The sequence below is a fragment of the Thalassobaculum sp. genome (assembly GCF_965223715.1).
In the GTDB taxonomy this organism is placed as follows: domain Bacteria; phylum Pseudomonadota; class Alphaproteobacteria; order Thalassobaculales; family Thalassobaculaceae; genus Thalassobaculum.
This window is the reverse complement of sequence record NZ_OZ245012.1, coordinates 1,874,817-1,891,141: the sequence shown is the minus strand read 5'-3', so window position 1 is coordinate 1,891,141 and position 16,325 is coordinate 1,874,817. Positions and strand designations below refer to the sequence as shown.

Sequence of the window (16,325 nt, the reverse complement as noted above, 5' to 3'; positions counted from 1 at the left end):
CGAGGTCAACGTTTCGCCGCGTTCGCGGTTTATGCCGTGGCGCTCGTGGTCCCCGCAAGCGGCAAGTGGGAAGAAACCGTGCACCATCGATCCGTCCTCATCGCCTCGCTCGTCTTCCTGGCGGCCGCCTTCGGCGGCGCCGGAGCCTCGGCCCAGGAGATCTACACCGTGCGCGGCGTCCCGGTGGACGCCACGGCGGACAGCCCCTCGGCCGCCCGCGACAAGGCGGTGCGCGAGGGCCGCAGGGCCGCCTTCGACCGGCTCATCGACCGGCTGGTGCCCAAGGGCTCGACCGGGGCGGTGGGGCAGCAGTCGGACAACGAGCTGGCGAACCTGACCCTGGGCTTCGAGGTCGCCGACGAGCGCAGCTCGGCGGTGCGCTACGTCGCCAACATGACCTTCGCCTTCGATCCGGGCCGGGTGCGCAATTTCCTGATGCAGACCGGCGTCCCGTTCGCCGAGACCCGCAGCCTGCCGGTGCTGATCATTCCGGTGCTGGACGGCAGCAACGGTCCGCTGCTGTGGGAGGAGGGCAACGCCTTCCGCACCGCCTGGAGCCGGGTGTCGATCGACCCCGGGCTGGTGCCGGTGGTCGTGCCCTATGCCGACATCGCCGATGTGCGCGAACTGACCACCACCCAGGCGATGTCGGGTGACGAGGCGGCGCTGGCCAGCATCGCCGAGCGTTACGGCGCCCGTGACGCGGCGGTGGTGGTCGCCGAGCCGCGGTCCGGCGGATCGGTGGCGCTGTCGGTGCGCCGGATCGGCCCGTCGGGTTCCGGGTCGACGATGACCGACACGGTGTCGGGCGGCGGTGCCGAGGGTGCGGCCTATGACGCGGCCGTGCGGCGGGCGGTGGCCATGCTCGAGGACCGCTGGAAAAGCGACAACCTGATTCAGGGCGGGCTTGAGTCCCGGGTCACGGTGACGGTGCCGATAGACAGCATGCGGCGCTGGCTCGCCATCCGCGAGGCCCTGGAGAAGACGATCATCGTGTCCCGGTTCGACGTGATCCAGCTCACCCGGGCCGAGGCGGTGGTCGATCTCTGGGTGAACGGCGGTGCCGAACAGCTTCGCGTCGCCCTGGAACAGCAGAACCTGCGTCTGCTGCCGGGGGCGGGCGACTACATGCTGATCCAGCGCGGGCAGGAGATCCCGGCGCCGCGCGACAGCTTCGGTACGCCGGCGCCGGGTGCGCCTCCGGGCCTGCCGTCGGGCTCCGGGCCGGCCGTGAGCCCGACGCCCGGCACGACGGCACCAGGTGGCACGACGCCACCGGTCGGCGGTCCGGGCGGCTTCTCGCCGGCCCCCGGAAATGTCTCGCCGCTGCCCGCACCCGCCGCCGGATAACGATCGTGACAAGGCGCGAGCGCCAGGTCTTCTGGCTCCTCTTCCTCGCCGGTTTTCTGGTCTTGATCTACGTGCTGCGCGACGTGCTTCTGCCGTTCGTCGCCGGCATGGCGGTGGCCTATCTGCTGGACCCGGTGGCCGACCGGCTCGAGCGTCTGAAGCTCAACCGGACCTTGGCGACGACCATCGTCGTGCTGGCCTTCTTCATCATCACCATCGGGTTGGTTCTGCTGCTGCTGCCGCTGCTGCAGGCCCAGGTCGAACAGTTCGCCAAGGCGGTGCCGGGATATGTGGAGCTGATCCGCGACCGTGTCGGCCCGAAGATCCAGGAGCTGCTGAGCGGCTTCGACGAGGAATCGGCGGTGAACAAGCTGCCGGACTTCGCCGGCAACGCGCTCACCTGGATCGGCAATATCTTCGGCAAGCTGCTGAGCGGCGGCGCCTGGCTGGCGAACTTCCTGTCGATCCTGGTGATCACCCCGATCGTCTCGTTCTACCTGCTGCGGGACTGGGACAAGATGGTGGCGACCATCGACGGCTGGCTGCCGCGCGAGCAGGCTCCGACGATCCGCGAGCAGATGCGGGCGATCGACCGGACGCTGGCCGCCTTCGTGCGCGGGCAGGGGACGGTCTGTCTTATCCTGGGCGTGTTCTACGCGGTCGGCCTGTCCGTGGCCGGCCTGAATTTCGGACTGGTGATCGGCCTGTTCGCCGGGCTGATCTCCTTCGTGCCCTTCGTCGGCTCGACCCTGGGGGCGATCCTCAGCGTCGGCCTCGCCTTCGCCCAGTTCCAGTCCTGGGAGCCGGTCGCGATCATCGCCGGCATCTTCCTGGCCGGACAGCTCATCGAGGGCAACTTCCTGACCCCGAATCTGGTCGGCGACGCGGTCGGCCTGCACCCGGTCTGGGTGATCTTCGCCCTGCTGACGGGCGGTGCGCTGTTCGGTTTCCTCGGCGTGCTGCTTGCGGTTCCGGTGGCGGCGGTGATCGGTGTCTTGACGCGGTTCGCGCTGGAGCACTATCTCGCCAGCCCGTTGCATCTCCACGGCATACCGCCGCCGGACGACGCCCCGAGCCGTTCCGAGTTCGATGACCACAAGCCCTGACGCCGCCAACCGCAGACAGCTCGCCCTCGATCTCGGATTCCGCCCGGCCCTCGGTCGGGCCGACTTCCTGGTCGGCGCTTCCAATGCCGAGGCCGCTGCCTGGATCGACCGCTGGCCGGACTGGCCGGAGCCGGCCCGCGGCCTCGCCATCGTCGGCCCTGCAGGATCTGGTAAGACCCACCTGGCCGCGGTCTGGCAGGCGGCGAGCGGCGCGGCGCTGATCGACGCCCCCGACCTGACGCCCCGGACGGTGCCGGACGCCCTGGGCGACGCCCGGCACGCGGTGGTCGACCGGGTCGATGGCGCGCGGGATGAGCCGGCGCTGTTCCATCTGTTCAATATGGTGGTTGAGCGCGGCGGCTCGCTCGTTATCCTGTCGCGCACTCCCCCGGCCAGGCTGGAGATCGCCCTTCCGGACCTGGCCTCCAGGCTGGCGACGTTGCCGGTCGCGACCATCGGGCTGCCGGACGAAGCGCTGCTGGCGGGTGTTCTCGCCAAGCACTTCGCCGACCGTCAGGTTCTGGTGCGCGATGATGTCATCGCGTATCTGGTGAACCGGATGGAGCGGTCCTTCGACGCCGCCGAGCGTCTGGCCGACCGGATGGACCGGGCCGCCCTGGAGGGGGACGGGAAGATTTCAATGCGCGTCGCGCGTCTTGCCATGGCCGATGAGGACAGGGTCGACGAGGACGGGCACCAAGACTAACGGGTAACGCCGACGGCTGAACCGAACAGGAGAGGAGACCGACGCAATGGATCTGGGAATCAAGGGCCGCAAGGCCATCGTCTGCGCCGCCAGCAAGGGGCTGGGCAAGGCCTGCGCCATGAAGCTGGCCGAGGCCGGCGTGGAGCTGGTGATCAACTCCCGCACCAAGGAGGCCATCGAGGCCACCGCGACCGAGATCACCAAGGCCACCGGGGTCAAGGTCATCGCCGTCGCCTGCGACATCACTACGCCCGAGGGCCGCAAGGAGGTCCTTGAGGTCGCCGGCAACGTGGACATCCTGGTCAACAACGCGGGCGGTCCGCCGCCGGGCAACTTCCGCGACTGGGGCATCGACGACTGGCAGAAGGCGGTCAACGCCAACATGCTGACCCCGATCGAGCTGATCAAGGCGACGGTCGACGGCATGATCGACCGCAAGTTCGGCCGCATCGTCAACATCACCTCCGCCGCGGTGAAGGCCCCGATCTCCTATCTCGGCCTGTCCAACGGCGCCCGCGCCGGTCTGACCGGCTTCGTCGCCGGCATCGCGCGGGAGACCGTGCGCCACAACGTGACGATCAACGGCCTGCTGCCGGGCCCGTTCGCCACCGACCGCCTGCACGGCAACCTGCGCATGCAGGCCGAGAAGGCGGGTCGGACCTTCGAAGACTACGCCGCCGAACAGGCGTCGAAGAACCCGGCCGGCCGCTTCGGCGAGCCCGACGAGTTCGGCGCCACCTGCGCCTTCATGTGCAGCGTTCACGCCGGGTTCATGACCGGCCAGAACATCCTTCTCGATGGCGGTGGGTACCCCGGAACGCTCTAAATCAGATGATTGGAGTACGATTCACGGTTCAGATCGGGTCGATCTGAACCGATCGTGCTCTGACCGCTGACGGGAAAGCCGTCCGGTGTCATGCTCCTGTCACATGGGACGCGTACATCGGACGGCGCCCGCCGCTTCCGGCGGCCGGACCAGCGAGGAGAGCGGACGTGAGCGAGCAGGCCAGCCACAGCGAGAGTCCCCGTAAGCCGGCGGCCAAGCGCAGCCGTCCCGTCGCCAAGCCGGCGGCCGAGGAACAGCCGGCGATCACGCTCGACAGCCCCGAACGACTGATCAACCGCGAGCTTTCCTGGCTGTCCTTCAACACGCGGGTGATGGAGGAATCCCTCAACACCCGCAATCCGCCGCTGGAGCGCCTGCGCTTCGTGGCGATCTCCGCCTCCAACCTCGACGAATTCTACATGGTCCGCGTGGCCGGCCTGAAGGGCATGGTCAATGCCGGCATCACCTCTCCCAGCGACGACGGGCTGAGCCCGGCCCAGCAGCTCGCCGAAATCACCCGCGAGGTGGCCACGCTGATGAGCGACCAGCAGACCTGCATGAAGCGTCTGCGCGAGGAGCTCAAGGCGGTGGACTTCCACCTGGTGGACATCTCCGAACTCACCGAGGACGACCGCGAGTTCCTGCGGGCCCATTACAGCGAGCACGTGTTCCCGGTGCTCACCCCCCTGGCGATCGACCCCGCCCACCCGTTCCCGTTCATCCCGAACAAAGGCCTGTGCCTCGCCCTGACCCTGCGCGGCACCGGCGGGGCATCGGACATGCAGGGCCTGATCCCGCTGCCTGCCCAGGTCGGCCGCTTCGTGCGCCTGCCGGGCGATACCATCCGCTTCATCGCCATCGAGCAGGCGATCCTGCTGAACGTCGACCGGCTGTTCCCGAAATACGAGGTCACCGGCCAGGGCGTTTTCCGGGTAATCCGCGACAGCGAGATGGAGATCGACGAGGAGGCCGAGGACCTGGTCCTGTCCTTCGAGACGGCGCTGAAGGCGCGGCGGCGCGGCAACGTGATCCGTCTGGCGGTCGATCTCGCCATGCCGGAAGAACTCAAGGCGATGGTCATCAACGAGCTGAACGTGGCCGAGGAGGACGTCTTCGCCCTGGAGGCGATGGTCGGTCTGGCCGACCTCTCCCAGCTCATAACCTCGGAGCGGCCGGACCTGCTCTGGCCGCCGTTCAACGCCCGCTTCCCGGAGCGGATCCGCGACTTCGCCGGCGACTGTTTCGCCGCGATCCGGGCCAAGGACATCGTCGTCCACCACCCCTATGAGAGCTTCGACGTCGTCGTCCAGTTCCTGCGCCAGGCGGCAGCCGACCCGTCGGTCATCGCCATCAAGCAGACCCTGTACCGCACCTCCAAGGACAGCCCCATCGTCAAGGCGCTGATCGAGGCGGCGGAGGCGGGCAAGACCGTCACCGCCATGGTCGAGATCAAGGCGCGGTTCGACGAGGAGGCCAATATCCGCCTCTCCCGCGACCTGGAGCGGGCAGGGGTGCAGGTGGTCTACGGCTTCGTCCACCTGAAGACCCATGCCAAGATCTCGCTGGTGGTGCGGCGCGAGGGCAACGGGCTGCGCAACTACGTCCATTTCGGCACCGGCAACTACCACCCGATCACCGCGAAGATCTACACCGACCTGTCGTTCTTCACCTGCGACCCGGCCCTGTGCCGGGACGCGGCGCGGATGTTCAACTACATGACCGGCTACGCGCTGCCGGAGGAGATGGAGAAGCTGGCGATCTCGCCGCTGACCCTGCACAAGACGATCATGGAAGGCATCGCCCAGGAGATCGAGCACGCCAAGGCGGGCCGTCCGGCGGCGATCTGGGCGAAGATGAACAGCCTGGTGGACCCGATCCTGATCGACGAGCTGTACAAGGCGAGTCAGGCCGGCGTGCAGATCGACCTGGTGATCCGTGGGATCTGCTGCCTGCGCCCCGGCGTGAAGTGCTTGTCGGAGAACATCCGCGTGCGCTCCATCGTCGGCCGGTTTCTGGAACATTCGCGGATTGTGGTCTTCGGCAGCGGGTCGAAGTTGCCGTCGGACGATGCGAGGGTGTACATCTCGTCGGCCGACTGGATGCCGCGCAACCTGTACCGACGGGTGGAGCATCTGGTCCCGATCGAGAACCCGACCGTCCACCGGCAGATCCTGGATCAGATCATGGTCGCCAATCTCAAGGACCAGACGAACAGCTGGATCCTGCGCAGCTCTGGACGGTTCGAGCGGGTGGTCGCCGGCGAGGACGATTTCTCGGCACATACCTACTTCATGACGAATCCGAGCCTGTCCGGACGGGGCAGCGCGCTGCGGCGCGGCGGTGGTCCGAAGACCATCGGCGGTTCGTCCCTCTGAGCCCTAGGCGCGAGTGATACACTGACTACCGAGACTTCCGAGACACGTTCGAAGCGGGCCCGGCGCGACCATCGCATCGGCGTCCTCGATATCGGCTCCAACTCGATCCGCCTGGTCGTCTACGACCACGAGGGTCTGTCGCCGGTACCGGTGTTCAACGAGAAGGCCCTGTGCGGGCTGGGGCGTGGCCTGGACGAGACCGGGGCGCTCTCGGTCGAGGCCATGGGCTCGGCCCTGACCAACCTGCAGCGCTACGCGGCGATCGCCCATGCCATGCGGGTCGGCCGGGTCGACGTGCTGGCCACCTCGGCGGTGCGGGACGCCTCGAACGGCCCCGACTTCGTCGCCGAAATCGAGCGCCGGACCGGCTACACCGTCCAGATCATCGGCGGCGACGAGGAGGCCCGGCTGTCCGCTCTGGGCGTGGTCAGCGGCTTCCCGGACGCCAACGGGGTGGTCGGCGATCTCGGCGGCGGCAGCCTGGAACTGATCGACGTGTCCGACCAGCAGCTCGGCGCCCATACCACGATGCCGGTCGGGCCGCTGCGGATCGGCGAGGTGGAGCCGGGCAAGCGGCGCAAGATGCAGACCCTGGTCGACGGCTATCTCGACGGCGCGCCCTGGCTGGTCAATCTGGAGGGGCGCACCCTCTATGCGGTCGGCGGCGCCTGGCGCAGCGTGGCCAAGGCCCATATGGCGGCCACGAACTATCCGATCGAGGTGATCCACGGCTATACGATCGACCGGGCGACGCTCAGCGCCTTCCTGTCGACCCTGGCGCTCCAATCGAAGAAATCGATCCGCGCGACCCCGGGCGTGTCGCGCCGGCGGGCCGACACCATGGCAACGGCGGCCCTGGTGCTGCAGCGGGTTCTGGCCCGGGGCAAGCCCGACCGGGTGGTGTTCTCCGCCTTCGGCCTGCGCGAGGGCTGCATCTTCGACCGGCTGTCGCCGGAGGAACGCCACCAGGACCCGCTGCTGGTGGCGGCCGTCTCCATCGCCCGCGAGACCAACCGCTTCGCCCCGCCGGCGGAGACCGTGTTCAACTGGCTGAAGCCGCTGTTCGGGGAGTTCGCCCGGCGTGACGAGCGGCTGGTGCGCGCCCTGTGCATGCTCAGCGATATGGCCTGGGCGGAGCATCCGAGCTACCGCGGCGAGCACGCCTTCCTGCGGATCTCCCGCATGCCCGTGGCCGGGCTCGACCATGCCGACCGGGTGTTCCTCGGCCTCGGCATGCTGGCGCGCTACAGCGGCCATGTGCAGCTCGAGGCCGCTCAGCGGGTGGAGGGGCTGCTCGACATGCAGCGCCGCCAGCTTGCGGTGCAGGTGGGGCTGGCGCTGCGGCTTGGACTGACCCTGTCGGGCGGGGCGACGGCGCTGCTGCGCCGGACCCGGATCGAGGCGCGGGACGACGGCTTCGCACTCACCTTCGCGCCGGAGGCGGTGGAGTTGTTGGGCGAGGTGGTCGAACGCCGCGTGCAGTCCGTCTCCGACGCCCTGCAGCGTCCGGTGGTGCTCGCCGTGCGTCCGGCCCGCAACGGCAAGCGCTAGGACGGGCCGGCTTAGTCCGGCACCTCGATCAGCGCCAGCCGGTCCTTCTCCGGATCGAATGCGAAGGCCAGCTTGCCGTGTTTCACCGCGAGGGCTGCGTCGCCGAACACCTCACGCCGCCAGCCCTTCATGGCCGGCACGTCGGCATTGTCGTCGGCGGCGATGGCGTCCAGGTCGTCGGCGCTGGCCACCAGTTTCGGCGCGACGTCATGGGCGTCGCACTGGACCTTCAGCAGCACCCGCAGCAGTTCGGCCACCGGTTGGCGGCCCTGGGGCTTGTCGCGCTGATCGCTGACCTTTGGCCAGGTCTCCTTCGGTGACTCCAGCGCCGCCTTCACGGCGTCCAGGATGGCGCGGCCGGTCTTGCCGCTTGCGGACTCCCGGTTGAACGAGCGCGAGCGCGACAGCTCGTCGGCCGAGGTCGGCGCCTGGGCGGCGATGTCGACCAGGGCATCGTCCCGCAGCACCCGGCTGCGCGGAATGTCCCGGGTCTGCGCCTCGACCTCGCGCCAGGCGGATAGGGCGCGCAGAACCGCGAGGAACTTCGGCTTGGTGGAGCGTGTCTTCAGCCGCTTCCAGGACTCCTCTGGCTCGGTCACGTAGGTGGCGACGTCGGTCAGGACCGCCATCTCCTCGTCCAGCCATTCGGAGCGCTTGGTCTTGGCCAGCCTTTTGGCGAGCCGCTCGTAGCAGGGCCGCAGATGGATCACGTCGGCCAGGGCGTAGTCGATCTGGTGCTGCGACAGCGGCCGGTGGCTCCAGTCGGTGAAGCGCGAGGTCTTGTCGATGTTCACCCCGGTCATCGCGCGCACCAGCCGGTCATAGCTGACCGCGTCGCCGAAGCCGCAGACCATGGCGGCGATCTGGGTGTCGAACATCGGTGCCGGCACCTGGCCGGTCAGATGCACGAAGATCTCGATGTCCTGGCGGGCGGCGTGGAAGACCTTCAGCACGTCCGGATTGGCCATCAGGTCGAACAGCGGAATCAGGTCGATATCGGGCGCCAGGGTGTCGACCGCCACCACGTCCTGCTCGCCGGCGAGCTGCACCAGACAGAGTCTGGAGTAGTAGGTCTTGTCGCGCAGGAATTCCGTGTCGATCGCGACATAAGGCTCGGCCGCGATTCGCTGGCAAACGGCGGCGAGGGTTTCCGTGTCGGTGACGAGTGTCATGGCGGCTGGTAATACACGAGCCTTCCGAAGGCGCAAGAGCGCGCTGAACCGCACCTCCGATCCATACCCCGATCAGGGGGCACGAGGGGCCCGCCCTTTGCCGATCTGATTCGCTTACAATTTTAAATAAACTGCAGTAGTTGCGCTTACTTCGCGGATAAGTGAAGATTCGCACAGTAAGCACCTGGTGGGACGGGGGAAACACCATGAAACGGATCATCGCGGTCGCTGCGATGCCAGTCTTGCTCGGCGGATGTCTGCCGATTCCGGTCACGATCGCGTCCACCGCGATCTCCGGAATCAGCTACATGAAGACCGGCAAGTTCTCGGCCGACCACGTGCTTTCCGCCTTCGTCGAACAGGATTGCGAGCTGAGCCGGCCGATCCTGGGCGAGGACATCTGCCACGATATCGATCCCGCCAGCGCCGCCGCCGACGAGCGTGTGGTGGTCGCCACCTATCCGGGCGACCGCGACAACGGCAGCTTCCGGTCCGGCAACGACCCGGAGGTCAGCCTCGGCGCCATGAAGATCGACGGCTTCCAGGAGGAGCCCACCGTCGTGGCCGCGGCCTTGACGGTAAGCCCGCCGCTCCGGACGCCGATCGAAACCCCGGGCCTGGCCAAGCCGGAGCCGGCGTCCGTTGCCGTTCTGGCCGCGCCGAAGCCCGCGGCTCCGGTCACCATGCCGCCGGTGCCGATCGCCCGCCCGGCAGCCATTTCCATGTCCGGCACCGCGTCGGTCACCCGTGTCTCGGCGCCGATCGAACCGTGGACCCCGCCGGCCAGCTTCATGCAACGCGACCGCAGCGTTCAGGCCGTGTGGGGCGCCCCGACCGCCGAGAGCCCGGCGATGGACGACCAGCGCTACGTGGTCATCGGCTCCGTGCGCGACAGCGACCGGGCCGAGGCCCTGGCCGGACGCTTCTCCGACCTCAAGGCCGAAATCCGGGAAGTGGAGCTGAACGGACGGACCTGGCACCGCGTGCTGGTCGGTCCCTATGGCCTGCAGGAAGCCCGGGCGACCCTGGCCGATCTTGGCGCGGTGGACGGTCACCAGCCCTGGATCGTCCGGCTCGCCCCGCGCGGCGACCAGGTGGCGATGCGCTGAAACGCCAAAGAACGGGCCCGTGGGGGCCCGGTCTTCTCATCACCGTTCGATTGTGGATCAGGGTGGCCTCCGGCCGCCCTTTTTCGTTCAGGCCCGGCGCTCCGCCTTGCGCTGGTACATGGTCTCGTCGGCGCGGTTCAGCACTTCGGCGGGCCGGTCCTGCGGCCGATAGCTGACCGCGCCGACACTGGCGGAGACCGGCAGAACCAGCTCCCCCCAGCTCAGTCTCGTGGCATTCAGACGCTTCTCCAGCCGCCGGGCCCGGGTCAGGCCGTCCTCGGCGTCAAGGTCCGGCATCAGCACCGCGAACTCGTCGCCGCCCAGGCGGGCGACCGTATCGCTGGCCCGCACGTCGCGGGTCAGGACGCTGGCCACCAGGCGCAGCAGTTCGTCGCCGGCGGCATGGCCATAGGTGTCATTGATCGCCTTGAACCGGTCCAGGTCGATCATCAGGACGACGCCGCCGCGCGCCTCGTCGGTGTCCTCGCTGTGGCGCTTCTTGTGGGCCAGCGACTTTCGGAGCTGCATGTCGAAGCCGCGGCGGTTCATCGCGCCGGTGAGTTCGTCGGTGACCGAGAGGCTCTCGAGCTCGCTGATACGGGCCTGCTGCCGCTCGATGCGCTTCTGCGCCTCCGTCATGGCGACCAGGGCGAGCTTCAGCGCGGCCGTCGTCTCGGACGGGCTGAGCTCCTCGGCATCGTTTGCCGGGTCGAGTGCGCCATTGAAACGGGCCAGCATACCCGCCACTTCCGCGTACATGCGGGCACTCGGTCCATCAAGCGGCACAGTCATCAGGTTCGGATCGTGTGACATGGGTCACCTCGCACGTTGGTCACCCGAAGCCATGCATCGGCCGTGCCACGTGCGGCGTTTCGGTATGTCGCGTAACAGTATGAAAGCGTTTAAGAATTTTTGGATCGCAGCCGGGGGGATCCTGCATTGGGAAAAACTTGCCGATGCGGGCGTGCGGACAGGGGCCATTTTTCCGCCCCGTTCGGCGTGTCATAGTCGGCGGAGAGTGAGCATGAAGGAGTGGCATATGTTGGACCGAGCCCGGGCCGCGGCTGTTCTTGCGGTTGCCGTGTTGGGCGTGGCGGGTGTCGTCGCTGAGACGAAGGCCAGTCCGGCGACGGCCGTGGATATCCTGCCCCACCGCGCGCTGTACAAGGTGACGCTGGACAAGGCGGCGTCCGGATCGTCGATCATCGACGTCCAGGGACGCATGGGCTTCGAGTGGCGCGATGCCTGCGACGGCTGGGCGGTCGAGCAGCGCTATGCCATGGAGTTCTCCCGGGCCGATGGCGACGGGTCGGTGATCCAGTCGACCTATTCGACCTGGGAATCCAAGGCCGGCGATATCTACCGCTTCTTCGTGAAGCGCGACCGCGGCGGCGGCGAGGAGCGGATCGAGGGCAAGGCGGTGATGCCGCTGCCGTTGGGCTCGGCTCCCGGCAAGGTGACCTTCGCCGAACCGGAGGAGAGCGAACTCAACCTGCCCAAGGACACCCTGTTTCCGACCGAGCACACGATCCGGATGATCCAGGCCGCCACCTCCGGCAAGCGCTTCCTGCGCGCGCCGGTGTTCGACGGCGGCGAGCCGGAGGCGCCGTCGCTGATCTCCGCCGTGCTGGGCGAGGGCAGGACCGACGCCCTGCCGTCGATCAAGGCCGAGGCGGTGCAGGGCACCTACTATCCCTCGCGCCTCGCCTGGTTCGGTCCGGACAGCGAGGGGTCGGAGCCGGATTTCGAGATGAGCATCGAGGTGCTGGCCAACGGCATCGCCCGCTCGATCCTGGTGTATTACTCTGATTTCTCGGTCCGCATGAGCCTGGAGGAAGTCGAGGCGCTGCCGTCGCCGGACTGCTAAAGCCCTAGAGTTCCTCGCCTTCCGGCATCTTGTCGGAAGGCTGCTGCCGGATTTTGCGGGCCTTCAGGCCGATCCCCTTGGTGATGGCCGCATCGCCCAGTTTGGCGCGCACCGCGTCCATGGCGCTCTCCACCTTGCGCCGGGTCTCGAACCCCGGATCGGCGAGATCGGCCGGGTCGGCCAGCTTCTCCCCGGCGAGGTCGCTGACCCCCACGCCGATCAGCCGGAACCGCCGCCCGTCCGCCTGCTTGGTCAGCAGCGCGTCGGCAGTGCGGTAGATCCGGTCGGCCAACTGGGTCGGGGCCAGCAGGTGCTGCTGGCGGGTGACGATCTTGAAATCCTTGGTCTTCAGTTTGAGGGTGACCGCGCCGCCGGCGATCGCCTTGCGTTTCAGCCGTCCCGACACCTCTTCGCTGAGCCGCCAGAGGTAGGGGCGCAGCACGTCGATATCGGCGATATCGCTGTCGAAGGTGGTCTCGTTCGACACGCTCTTCACCACCGAGCCGGGCTCGATCCGGCGGTCGTCGCGGCCGTGGGAGAACCGGGCCAGCCGCTGGCCGATGCTGCCGTAGCGGCGCATCAGGTCGGTCTCCTCCATCGGCTGCAGGTCGCCGATGGTGCGGATGCCGTCGTCGATCAGCTTGCGCTGCAGCGTCTTGCCCACGCCCCAGAGGATGGAGACCGGCTGCCCGGCGAGGAAGGACAGGGCCTCGCCCCGGCCGATCACATGGAAGCCGCGGGGCTTGTCCAGGTCGGAGGCGACCTTGGCCAGGAACTTGTTGAAGCTCAGGCCGATGGAGACGGTGACGTGGATCGTCTCCTCCACCCGTTTCGCCAGCCTTGCCAGGGTCTCCGCCGGCGGGGCGCGGTGCAGGCGCTCGGTGCCGCTGAGGTCCATGAAGGCCTCGTCGATCGACAGCGGCTCCACCAGCGGGGTGATGGCGCGCATCATCTCGCGGATCTCGCCGCCGACGGCCGCGTATTTCTTCATGTCCGGTTTGATCACCACCGCGTGCGGGCAGGCGTCCAGCGCCTTGAACATGGGCATCGCCGAGCGCACGCCGTAGATCCGGGCGACATAACAGGCGGCGGAGACCACGCCCCGGTGGCAACCCCCGACGATCACCGGCTTGTCGAGCAGGGACGGGTCGTCGCGCTTTTCCACGCTGGCGTAGAAGGCGTCGCAGTCCAGATGGGCGATGCTCAGCGACCGCAGCTCGGGATGGGACAGCACCCGCGGCGAGCCGCAGGAGGGGCAGCGGGCGGGCGCGCCCTTGCTCCAGGTGAAGCATTCCCGGCACAGGGTCTCGCCGGCAGGGATGTCGCCAGCCGCCATCGGGCTCTCACTCCGCTCCTGCCGGGGTGTCGGCCGGATCGGACTGCCACAGCCAGGCCGCGCCGCGCACGCCGCTGCTGTCGCCATGGACGGGCGGCACGATGCGGGTGTCGAGCCGGTCGGTGAAGACATGGGCCGGCAGCAGGCGGGGGAGTTGGTCGTACAGCATCGCCACCCGCGACAGGCCACCGCCGAGCACGATCACGTCGGGGTCGAGAATGTTGATCACGCCTGCCAGTCCGCGCGCCAGACGGTCGGCATAGCGCGCCATATGGGCGGCGGCCGCCGGGTTTCCGGCCTCGGCGGCCTGGGCGATCTCGACGGCCTGCAAGTCCGGGCCGCCGCTCTCCACGAACCGTCTGGCCATGCCGGGCCCGGACAGGAAGGTCTCCAGGCAGCCATGGCGTCCGCAATAGCAGGCCGGGCCCGGCCGCTCGTCGTCCAGCGGGGCGGGCAGGGGATTGTGGCCCCATTCGCCGGTCACGCCCATTGGCCCGTCCACCACCCGTCCGTGGATCGCCAGGCCGCCGCCGACCCCGGTGCCCAGGATCACGCCGAAGGCGATGGCCGCGCCCTGGGCTGCCCCGTCGGTCGCCTCCGACACGGCGAAGCAGTTCGCGTCGTTCTGCACCCGCACCGGCCGGCCCATCGCCTCCGACAGGTCACGGTCCAGCGGCCTGCCGTTGAGCCAGGTGGAATTCGCGTTCTTCACCACGCCGCTGGCCCGCGACAGGCTGCCGGGGATGCCGACGCCGACGGTGCCCCGGGCACCGAGTTCCGATTCCAGCGCATGGACCAGATCCGCGGCCCCGCGAACCGTGCCGGGATAGTCGTCCTTGGTGGTCGCGACCCGTCGCCGCAGCAGTTCGCGGCCGTCTTCGGCAAGCGCAATCGCCTCGGTCTTCGTGCCGCCGAGGTCGACCCCTATGCGCAGGTGGCGCAAGATCGGCTTTTGGTGCAAAACTGCCTCATCCGTGTTAAGCCCGTCCGTGATGGAATCGGCTTGAAGGGCTTGGTAATATGTCTATCCGGCTCGCTGAATCGGGTCGAGTGTATCCCAGAACGGATCAAGGTGGATGAGGGCATGACCTCGGTCGAGACACAGAACGGAAACTCGGGACCGGCATCGTCCACGCCGAAGACCGTCCTCATTGTCGAGGACAATGAGCTCAACATGAAGTTGTTTCATGACCTCCTGGAGGCTCATGGGTACGACATCATCTGCACGCGTGACGGGATGGACGCCCTGCGTCTTGCCCGGGACAAGCGTCCCGACCTGATCCTCATGGACATCCAGCTGCCGGAAGTCTCCGGCCTGGAAGTGACCAAGTGGATCAAGGAGGACGATCGCCTGAAGTCGATTCCGGTGATCGCCGTGACCGCGTTCGCAATGAAGGGCGATGAGGAGAAGATCCGGGAAGGCGGCTGCGAGGCGTATATCGCCAAGCCGATTTCGGTCGGGCACTTCCTGGATACCGTAAAAAAGTTCCTGGGATAGACCGCCATGCCGGGCCGCGTCCTCGTCGTCGACGATGTGCTCCCGAACGTCAAGCTCCTCGAAGCGAAGCTGACGGCGGAGTATTTCGACGTCCTCTCCGCCTATAACGGGCCCGAGGCGCTTGAGATGATCGAGCGCGAGATTCCGGACATCGTCCTGCTCGACGTCATGATGCCGGGCATGGACGGCTTCGAGGTGTGTCGCCGGATCAAGGCCGATCCGCGCACCACCCACCTGCCGGTCGTCATGGTCACCGCCCTGTCCGACGTGTCGGACCGGGTCCGTGGGATCGAGGCGGGCGCCGACGACTTCCTGACCAAGCCGGTGGTGGATGCCGCCCTGTTCGCCCGGGTGCGCTCGCTGCTGCGGCTGAAGATGATGATGGACGAGTGGCGCCTGCGGGTGGAGACCTCGTCCCAGCTCGGGATGCAGGAACCCCGGGCGATGACCGAGATCGACGTCACCCAGGCGCGGATCCTCGCCATTGAGGACAACCGCATCGACGCCATGAACCTGCGCGAGAGCCTGGCGGTGGACGGCGACACCGTGGAGCAGGCGGCCGACGGCGCCACCGGCTTCGCCCGGGCCTCGGCCACCGAGTTCGACCTGGTGATCTGCAGCCTGAACCTTGCCGGGGACGACGCCCTGCGGCTGGTGTCCCAGTTCCGCGCCGCCGAGGCGACCCGGCATATCCCGATCCTCATGGTGGGCGAGGAGGACCAGACAGAGAAGCTGGCCAAGGCGCTGGATCTCGGGGTCAACGACTACCTGATGAAGCCGATCGACCGGAACGAGATGCTGGCGCGGGTGCGCACGCAGATCCGGCGGCGGCGCTATCAGGAGCGGATGCGCGAAACCTACGAGCAGAGCCTCGCCCTGGCGCTCACCGACAGCCTGACGGGCCTGTACAACCGCCGCTACCTGCTGACCCATCTGGGCCGGCTGATGAGCGACACCGCGGAGCGCCAGAAGCCGCTGGCCCTGCTGGTGATCGATGTCGACCACTTCAAGCTGGTGAACGACACCCACGGCCACGGCGCCGGCGACAGGGTGCTGCAGCACATCACCGAGCTGATGCGCAGCAGCGTGCGCAACGTCGATCTCGTCTCCCGCCTGGGCGGCGAGGAGTTCGTTGTGGTCATGCCTGACACGCCGGAGCCCTTCGCCCTGGTCGTGGCCGAGCGGCTGCGCGACGTGATCGCCTCGACCCCCCTGAAGCTGGAGGACGGCCGGGAACTCGGCGTGACCATCAGCATCGGCTGCGCGCTGCGGAACACCGACGGCGAGGACAGCATCGACAAGCTGATCGGTCGGGCCGACGATGCCCTGTACCAGGCCAAGCGCCAGGGCCGGAATCAGGTCGTCCTGGCCAGAGACGAGTCGGCGGCCAACGCCACCGCGGTGAGCTGACCGTCGGGGCCGGCACGGC

Annotated in this window: 14 protein-coding genes; 10 read left to right on the top strand and 4 right to left on the bottom strand. The window is 68.0% G+C overall.

What is annotated here, in order from left to right; genetic code table 11:
* Nucleotides 1-78 precede the first annotated feature (78 nt).
* From ACOQOP_RS08725 to ACOQOP_RS08700, 6 genes are all read left to right on the top strand, one after another.
* On the top strand, nucleotides 79-1,350 hold the full coding sequence (locus ACOQOP_RS08725) for a DUF2066 domain-containing protein (protein ID WP_420565936.1): 1,272 nt from the start codon (nucleotides 79-81) through the stop codon (nucleotides 1,348-1,350).
* Between the two features lie 5 nt (nucleotides 1,351-1,355).
* Nucleotides 1,356-2,456 carry an AI-2E family transporter gene (locus tag ACOQOP_RS08720; RefSeq protein WP_420565935.1) on the top strand — a complete coding sequence of 367 codons (1,101 nt, stop codon included), beginning with the start codon at nucleotides 1,356-1,358 and terminating at the stop codon, nucleotides 2,454-2,456.
* Nucleotides 2,440-3,162: a DNA replication protein gene (locus tag ACOQOP_RS08715; protein ID WP_420565934.1), complete on the top strand. Its 723-nt coding sequence runs from the start codon at nucleotides 2,440-2,442 to the stop codon at nucleotides 3,160-3,162. The genes ACOQOP_RS08720 and ACOQOP_RS08715 overlap by 17 nt, the downstream gene beginning before the upstream one ends.
* Before the next feature lie 46 nt (nucleotides 3,163-3,208).
* Nucleotides 3,209-3,988, top strand: a complete 780-nt coding sequence (locus ACOQOP_RS08710; protein ID WP_420565933.1) for an SDR family oxidoreductase — start codon at nucleotides 3,209-3,211, stop codon at nucleotides 3,986-3,988.
* 167 nt (nucleotides 3,989-4,155) lie between these two features.
* A complete protein-coding gene (locus tag ACOQOP_RS08705; RefSeq protein WP_420565932.1) occupies nucleotides 4,156-6,363 on the top strand; it encodes an RNA degradosome polyphosphate kinase in 2,208 nt (735 codons plus the stop codon).
* Nucleotides 6,364-6,513: 150 nt separating this feature from the next.
* The gene (locus ACOQOP_RS08700; protein WP_420565931.1) at nucleotides 6,514-7,914 is read left to right on the top strand and encodes a Ppx/GppA family phosphatase; all 1,401 of its coding nucleotides are present in this window, start codon (nucleotides 6,514-6,516) and stop codon (nucleotides 7,912-7,914) included.
* An 11-nt stretch (nucleotides 7,915-7,925) separates the two neighbouring features.
* Here the strand turns inward: ACOQOP_RS08700 and rnd are convergent, their stop codons facing one another.
* Entirely contained in the window at nucleotides 7,926-9,086 is a 1,161-nt protein-coding gene (rnd, locus tag ACOQOP_RS08695; protein ID WP_420565930.1) for a ribonuclease D, read from the bottom strand.
* Between the two features lie 206 nt (nucleotides 9,087-9,292).
* Between rnd and ACOQOP_RS08690 the strand changes: the two genes are divergently transcribed.
* Entirely contained in the window at nucleotides 9,293-10,195 is a 903-nt protein-coding gene (locus ACOQOP_RS08690; RefSeq protein WP_420565929.1) for an SPOR domain-containing protein, read from the top strand.
* Between the two features lie 87 nt (nucleotides 10,196-10,282).
* On the opposite strand, the gene ACOQOP_RS08685 is transcribed toward ACOQOP_RS08690, so the two are convergent.
* Complete coding sequence (locus ACOQOP_RS08685; protein WP_420565928.1) at nucleotides 10,283-11,008, bottom strand: GGDEF domain-containing protein; 726 nt, start codon at nucleotides 11,006-11,008, stop codon at nucleotides 10,283-10,285.
* 226 nt (nucleotides 11,009-11,234) lie between these two features.
* Here ACOQOP_RS08685 and ACOQOP_RS08680 point away from each other — a divergent pair, with 226 nt between their 5' ends.
* Nucleotides 11,235-12,062, top strand: a complete 828-nt coding sequence (locus ACOQOP_RS08680) for an EipB family protein (protein WP_420565927.1) — start codon at nucleotides 11,235-11,237, stop codon at nucleotides 12,060-12,062.
* A gap of 4 nt (nucleotides 12,063-12,066) precedes the next feature.
* Here ACOQOP_RS08680 and ACOQOP_RS08675 read toward each other — a convergent pair whose 3' ends face one another.
* Nucleotides 12,067-13,398, bottom strand: a complete 1,332-nt coding sequence (locus ACOQOP_RS08675; RefSeq protein ID WP_420565926.1) for a DNA polymerase IV — start codon at nucleotides 13,396-13,398, stop codon at nucleotides 12,067-12,069.
* 7 nt (nucleotides 13,399-13,405) lie between these two features.
* Nucleotides 13,406-14,359, bottom strand: coding sequence for an ROK family protein (locus tag ACOQOP_RS08670; RefSeq protein ID WP_420565925.1), 954 nt, complete (start codon nucleotides 14,357-14,359; stop codon nucleotides 13,406-13,408).
* 123 nt (nucleotides 14,360-14,482) lie between these two features.
* Between ACOQOP_RS08670 and ACOQOP_RS08665 the strand changes: the two genes are divergently transcribed.
* Both ACOQOP_RS08665 and ACOQOP_RS08660 read left to right on the top strand, forming a co-directional pair.
* Nucleotides 14,483-14,896, top strand: a complete 414-nt coding sequence (locus ACOQOP_RS08665; RefSeq protein WP_051243410.1) for a response regulator — start codon at nucleotides 14,483-14,485, stop codon at nucleotides 14,894-14,896.
* Nucleotides 14,897-14,902: 6 nt separating this feature from the next.
* Nucleotides 14,903-16,306 (top strand): PleD family two-component system response regulator, encoded by a 1,404-nt coding sequence (locus ACOQOP_RS08660; RefSeq protein WP_420565924.1) that lies wholly within the window; start codon nucleotides 14,903-14,905, stop codon nucleotides 16,304-16,306.
* The last annotated feature ends 19 nt before the right edge of the window (nucleotides 16,307-16,325 follow it).